Here is a 6,299-nt window from a genome sequence, read left to right as displayed (position 1 = left end):
CGCTTAATCTACTATCTAACGCTACAGTGCTGCTGGTGCCACGAAGTTCCCATGGCGAAAGATCTTCGATGGAGGCTGTTTCACTTCCATCATTATACACGTTCTCATAAGTATGCTTTGAATTTTCCCAGCGAAATGTCTGAGAAAATGAAATGTATCTATTGAAATCATGTTTGAACTGATATTCAAACATTGCTTCTTTATTACCTTCGACATTCCAATTTGGCAGTCCTAGGAAATTATTGCGCGAAATTCGCGGATACGCGCTATTCTGGATGAGTGTCCCTCGCGCAGGATACTGCATAATATCTCCTGTCCCGTCACCCGGCGTATACATATACATTCCCAGCAATGTAAGAGACGTTTTGTGGTCAATATCCCATGTAATAGAAGGGAGCACACCGACCCTATGATAATTCAGATAGTCAGTCTGTGTACCAGACGTGACTCCTATTGCTGCAACGCGATAACGGAGATTGCCAGATTTTGTAATCTTATCGCTGAGATCAATAGTCGTTTCATAACGGTTCCAGTTGCCAAATCCCACGGATACTTGATGAAATGGAATATCTGTAGGTTTTTTTAGATCTTCTTCAATCATTCCTCCTGGATGAACTTGGCCGTACATAACAGATGCCGGACCGTTGATTGCCTGAATTCGTTCTAAAAACGCCGTTTCGCCAGACGCGGCCGAATTCCATTGAAGACCATCGACAAATGGAGTTGAAGAAAACCCGCGCTGAAAGATTCCACCTCCACCTGTGCCGGCTGGATTAGATCCGTTAGAATAACCGCCTTCGGCTTCTGAATAGACACCTGGCGTATAACGGAGAGCTTCCACCACGTCCTGCGGTTGCTGGTCCTGCATCAACTGCTTCGTCACCACATAAATAGAATTAGGGATCTCGGTGATAGGTGTATCTGTTTTCGTTCCTGCCATAGTCGTCAATGCGACATAACCTACGCCGGGGCCGGTCGGATCCTGATGTGCGACAGTTCCACCCACACGCACTGGACCAAGCGTGATGTTGGCGGCTGCCGGAACGAGCGAAATTTTATTACCCGTTCTCGAAAAACTGTAGCCACTCCCGGCCAGAATACGGGACAGGGCCTGATCCGTCGTCATCGTTCCCGATACGGCGTTGGCATGCAGCCCTTTCACTTTGGCCATATCATAAAAAATCTGAAGGTGAGCGGTCTGGCTGAATGTCAGGAGCGCGTGGTTCAGTTCGCCCGCCGGGATATTCACCGAGACGGTCTGCGCGGTCACCGGAGCGACCGTTCCCTGTGCCAAGGCAAGAGACGGGCAAAGCTCCATGGCGCACCAGGCAAGGGTGCTCCCCGCCATGAGCTGACGAATCAACACTCCACATCTGGTCTGGTTTTTTGTCCTGCGCGGTGCATCCCCACGTTCCATCATCGCCTCATTTCATCCATCGCCACGGCACCCTCGAACCGAGAATGCTTTGCATTTGCGTCAATGAGTAAGACGCCTGAGGCTTCAGGACTCAGTAAGGAATTCCGCGCGGCGGATGCAGGTTTTTTTATTTTTGTTTCTGGATCAAGGGATTAGAGAGCGTGTTTCAGCGGGTGGAAGTGCATCCAGGGGACAGGACAAACAGGCTCTCAATAAATGATTGTCGCAAGACCGGCGACCGATACTGATCGCACGGCGAGTTGCCGGGTGATCGAGGATACCGCACCGTCAATATCGGAACAGGAGAAGACCCCGCTCACCCGCCGATCCCTGAGACGCGCCCCCATCAGCATGATGCGCCCCCGCCGATAACGGTTCAGACGCGCGATCACATCCGATAGCGCCGCGTTGTCGAAGACGAGTTGTCCGCTGCGCCAGGCAGTCATGGCTTCCACCGGAGCGGCCTGCGGCGTCTCCAGCGAACCGTCAAGGTCGTATCTGACGCTCTGCCCCTCCGCGACGACGACCGAATGTGTCAGGCCATCAGGGGTGCGCGTTACAACCCTGACACTATGCTCGGTCACGGTCGTGCGAACACTGTCGTGTTCACGTTCGACCATGAACTGGGTGCCAAGGGCGGTCGACGTGCCATGCCTCGCTTCGACGACGAAAGGCCGATGCTCTGTCGCGCCCAATGGTGCGACCCTGAACCAGGCATCGCCATCGATCAGCACGATCCGCCGCTCGGCGTTTCCATAGTGGATCGCAAGCGCGGTATGACTGTCGAGTTGCGCCGTGCTGCCATCCGGCAGGGAAACTGTGCGTATTTCACCGGTTGCGGTCGTATAGTCAGCTCGCCAGCGATCAAGACTGAGCCAGCCGCCATCGCCCTGCATTGTCAGGACAGCGAGGCAGACCACGCCCAGCGCCACACCCGTTCCGATCTGACGGCGACGTGTCACCCGTTTCTGTCTGGTCCCGACATCAAGATCAGACCACAGCGCCGACGCGCGTCGAAAAGCCTCCTCATGGTCCCGGGAGGCGGCACGCCATGTAGCGAAGGCCCGTTGTTCCTCGACTGTCAGGGGCGTTCCGCCCTGTCGGATCACCCAAGCAGCCGCCTCTCCGTCGATCCGGTCCTGCCGTTCGTCAACGGATTCCGTCATTGGCACTGCCCTGAAGACAAAGCGAGGTCATACGAGATAAGACGTCCTGACACGCTCAGGACCGTAAAAAAATCTGCATGACGTCAGCGCGGCAGACGACGCAGGAGATGCTGGAGCGCTGCAGCGAGATGCTTCTGGACCGAGCTTTCCGAAATATCGAGTTTGACTGCCGTTTGCTGATAACTCAGGCCGGACACACGGTTGAGCACAAAAATCCGCCGGGTGAGTGGTGGCAGTTCCTCCAGATGCGCGGCAAGCTGCCGTATTCGTTGCCGGGCCGCCGCCACCTGATCGGGCCACGCCTGATCATCGGCAATGTCGGCGATTTCCTCGTGCGTGACGGCGGTCGTGCGGCGGCGCTGCGTCGCACGGATATGGGCCACGGTCAGGTTATGGGCGGTGCTGAAGAGAAAAGCGCGGCACGCTCCTGCGGGCAGTGCGTCGCCGTGCTCGACAAACCGCAGAAATGTCTCCTGCACGAAATCAGCCGCTAGATCACGGTCGCGCAACCGCTTACCGACATAGTCGGTGAGTTCGCGCCGATGACGCGAAAACAGCCCGCTGATCCGCCCCTTGCTCACGACCAAAATTACCTGAGAAACATTGCACCTCGGCTTTGCCTAGCACAAATGATAATCGTTCGCAATATCACGTGTTTTTTTTGTTACTGATTTCACATCGCGCAGACGTCTTCTTCCTTAGTGGGACACTCAAATCCGCACAGGAGGCTGGCATGCGTCGACCACCGCTCGATCTCCGGGAACTGCTGGTTGTCCGTGTGATTGCATCAGAAGGCAGCATCCATGGCGCGGCCCGTATGATGGGAGGCAAGCAATCTGCCATCAGCCGATCACTTCGGTTGCTGGAGGAGCGGTTGGGTGTCCACCTTTTCCGCCGGACGTCCAGTGGGGCGAAACTGACACCGGCCGGGGCGGCGTTCCTGAAAGAGGCGAACGAGCTACTGGATGGCACGGCGCGGCTTTATGAACACACAAGACGCTGGAGCGTTGGTGAGAACGGGATTGTGTCAGTGGGTCTACAAGGCAGCCTTCCTCCTGGCCGGGTTTCGGACATGCTGGAGCCATACCGCATGACGGAGCCGGGAATTTCCTTCGCATGGCAGGACGCGACAAGGCAGGATCTGCTTCAGGCCCTCAAAGAGGGTGCGATTGATCTGGCCGTCATGACGCTGCCATTACCAGGCGCCGGGGTGGCATCCGTCCCACTCTGGAGCGATCGCGTCGTTGCGGTCATGTCTGTGGAGCATCCGATCGCACAATCCGGAACCGCGTCATGGGCCGAACTGCATGGTGCGACTTTTCTGATCGGCAAGGATGATATCGGTCTGGAACTGGGCGCATTGCTGGAACGCAAGATGCGGCAGGCAGGATACGCGCCACGCATACAGCCCGAAGCGATGAGAAGCCTGCGGGTAATTGCGGTGGTCGCCAATGGTGAAAGTATCGCCCTGCTCCCGGATGCCTGGCTGGCATTTCTGCCATCCTCCATCCGGGAACGGATCGCTGTGGTGGAGGTGGCCGATGGCGACGGTTTCCCACACTTCGCCTATGGCGCGGCCTGGCGACAGGCGGTCTGCCCGCCAGCCGCACGGAAGGTCATCCGATTTCTGGAGCAGCAGGCGACTACGTTTTAGGGTTGGGTCGCTGTGCCGCTTGCCGGAGCTTTCGGAATGCACGATCGGAGGTGATGAAGCCACGGATCATATGGGGCACGAGACGGACCGGATCCACGGGCTGACCATTCTGGCTGACCAGTGCTGCGTAAGCCACCAGATCACGATGGAGGTCCGCAGGGATATCCACGGCCATACGGACCGGCTTTTCATCCGGAATTTCGGTGATGCGGAGCGTGGTCATGGGACTGGTTCCTTCGCGTGCCAGGGTTTGAGTATCCAATCTCTGGAAAGGATCAGGGTAAAGGGCAGGCCGGGTCGGTCGGTCAGGGTGGGCTGGACGTTGAGGCTGCGGTCGATCAGGCGGTTGCCGACCATGGAAAACCCGTTACTCGCCCCGCTGCGGATGGCCTGGGCCAGATTGTTTTCACTCTGGCTGGTCCCCGCCTCGGAGCCGACGCTGAGGAGCGTGGTCACTAGGGCCGCCTTGAAAAGCTGGCCCCAGTGATTGTTGACCTCATCGGACAAGCCGGACTGGCCGATGGCGTCGCCACCGGGCAGCTTCTCCAGCACCAGACTCTCACCATCGGGGAAAATCAGCCGCGTCCAGATGATCTGGGTGCGCTGCTGCCCGAAGAAGACGCTGCTGTTATAGGCCCCGAACAGCAGGCTGCCCTGCGGGATCAGGAGATAGCAGCCGGTCGGGCTGTCATAGACGTTCTGGGTGACGTGCCCCACGATCTGGCCCGGCAGGTCGGAGCTGATTTTTGTGTTCAGCGCACCAGCGATGACCGTGCCCGCCTGCAGGACATAAGGTGAGGCCGGCGGCATGATGCGGTCGGGACTGACGGTCATGCGGTCCGGCTGGCCCGCCAGAAAGGCACGGTTGCCAGACTGTGCGTCGGTCGCAGGGGCCGCTGGTCCCTGAGAGGCCGGAGCGCCCGGCGCGGGCGGGATCGCCTGTTCGCTGGCGTGGTCGCGCTCCCCCGTCTGCACGAACAGTCGGCTGGCGATCGCGGCCTCGACTTCCTGTTGCGCGCGCCGGTCGTCGCCACCCGAGGTAGCCTTGCCCTGCTCCTGTGCCTTCAGGATGGTGTGTCCCAGGTCACCGGGCAGAGCGGGACCGAGCTTCGGCACACCATTGCCGACATAGTCTGAGGGCAATCCTGCCAGCCCATCGGCCGATGGACGCACATCCGTATCCTGGCTGGCGGCGGGCGGCGCTTTGTGACTGCTGTTCTCCAGCGCGTAGCCAAGAGCCAGACCAATGGCGAGCATCCCTACCCCACCCAGCGCCCAGACCACGGTACGATTAAGACGCATCACGCGCGGCCGTTCCGCCCGCAGGCGCAGGTCGGGCGGTGATGATGCGGGATTTCCCCCTGTGGCGGGGGCCGCAGGATTTTCGCCCGCTGTTGGAACCTGCCCGGTCATGTCCGCCGTCCGTCAGTGCGTACGATACGCACCCTTTGCTCGGAATGCTTGTCGCCCAGCCGCAGTTCGGCGGCAGCGAACAGCCGGTCCACGATCATCCAGTTCTGCCGCACCCGGTAATTGACCAGTTCAGGCCCGCCATCGGCTCCCAGCACGAACAGAGGCGGCAGTTCCCCCTGCCCTATGCCGTCCGGAAAGGCGATATAGACCTTGTGGCCGTCATCGAAGGCCCGACCGGGCAGCCAGGGCGGTGTGGCGCCTTTCACCGGCTGGATGGCATAGCGGAAATTCAGCGTGTTCAGATCCAGTCCCACATCCACGGGGGTGGCATCATCGGCCGCATTGTCCTGCCGATGCAGGGCGATCAGGTCGTCCTCGGGATAGTTCCACGACACTGACGCCATGTAGGTGGCTGGCGTGGAGCGCAGTTCCGCCAGATAGGTGCGCCGGTCCGTGTTGACGATCAGGTTAGTGGTGAGATCCGGCCGCGTCGGCTTGACCAGGATATGGATGCGCTTTGTCGCCCCTGCCCCGCTTTCGGTATCGCCGATGATCCAGCGCACCGTGTCACCTGCCGCCACGGGACCGGTGCCCACCAGCTTTTCACCCTGCTGGAGCATGATGTCAGTGATCTCGCCCGGCGAGGCAT

Annotated in this window: 7 protein-coding genes; 1 reads left to right on the top strand and 6 read right to left on the bottom strand. The window is 59.1% G+C overall.

The annotated features are described in order from the left end of the window. The 3 genes from ABF824_RS15030 to ABF824_RS15020 form a co-directional block, all read right to left on the bottom strand. Positions 1-1,420 (bottom strand): TonB-dependent siderophore receptor (locus ABF824_RS15030; RefSeq protein WP_415489801.1); only part of this gene is annotated, 1,420 nt, incomplete at its 3' end. Between the two features lie 206 nt (positions 1,421-1,626). Continuing rightward, the gene (locus ABF824_RS15025; protein WP_415489800.1) at positions 1,627-2,583 is read right to left on the bottom strand and encodes a FecR family protein; all 957 of its coding nucleotides are present in this window, start codon (positions 2,581-2,583) and stop codon (positions 1,627-1,629) included. Positions 2,584-2,666: 83 nt separating this feature from the next. Next, positions 2,667-3,164 carry an RNA polymerase sigma factor gene (locus ABF824_RS15020; RefSeq protein WP_415489799.1) on the bottom strand — a complete coding sequence of 166 codons (498 nt, stop codon included), beginning with the start codon at positions 3,162-3,164 and terminating at the stop codon, positions 2,667-2,669. 152 nt (positions 3,165-3,316) lie between these two features. Between ABF824_RS15020 and ABF824_RS15015 the strand changes: the two genes are divergently transcribed. After that, entirely contained in the window at positions 3,317-4,237 is a 921-nt protein-coding gene (locus ABF824_RS15015) for a LysR family transcriptional regulator (protein ID WP_415489798.1), read from the top strand. Here the strand turns inward: ABF824_RS15015 and ABF824_RS15010 are convergent. The 3 genes from ABF824_RS15010 to trbG all read right to left on the bottom strand — a co-directional run. After that, a complete protein-coding gene (locus ABF824_RS15010; RefSeq protein ID WP_415489797.1) occupies positions 4,227-4,460 on the bottom strand; it encodes a DUF2274 domain-containing protein in 234 nt (77 codons plus the stop codon). The two genes, ABF824_RS15015 and ABF824_RS15010, sit on opposite strands and share 11 nt — an antisense overlap. Beyond that, the gene (locus ABF824_RS15005) at positions 4,457-5,650 is read right to left on the bottom strand and encodes a TrbI/VirB10 family protein (RefSeq protein ID WP_415489796.1); all 1,194 of its coding nucleotides are present in this window, start codon (positions 5,648-5,650) and stop codon (positions 4,457-4,459) included. Before ABF824_RS15005 ends, ABF824_RS15010 begins: the two co-directional genes overlap by 4 nt. Beyond that, positions 5,647-6,299 (bottom strand): P-type conjugative transfer protein TrbG (gene trbG, locus ABF824_RS15000; RefSeq protein ID WP_415489795.1); only part of this gene is annotated, 653 nt, incomplete at its 5' end. The genes trbG and ABF824_RS15005, both read right to left, overlap by 4 nt.

It is taken from the genome of Acetobacter sp. (genome assembly GCF_047721705.1).
GTDB lineage: Bacteria > Pseudomonadota > Alphaproteobacteria > Acetobacterales > Acetobacteraceae > Acetobacter.
This window is presented reverse-complemented; position numbering and strand designations above follow the sequence as displayed.

Bases quoted from the DNA above. Each gene is read 5' to 3' on its own strand.
- ABF824_RS15025 (WP_415489800.1), bottom strand. From the start codon at position 2,583: ATGACGGAATCCGTTGACGAACGGCAGGACCGGATCGACGGAGAGGCG.
- ABF824_RS15015 (WP_415489798.1), top strand. From the start codon at position 3,317: ATGCGTCGACCACCGCTCGATCTCCGGGAACTGCTGGTTGTCCGTGTG.
- ABF824_RS15010 (WP_415489797.1), bottom strand. From the start codon at position 4,460: ATGACCACGCTCCGCATCACCGAAATTCCGGATGAAAAGCCGGTCCGT.
- ABF824_RS15005 (WP_415489796.1), bottom strand. From the start codon at position 5,650: ATGACCGGGCAGGTTCCAACAGCGGGCGAAAATCCTGCGGCCCCCGCC.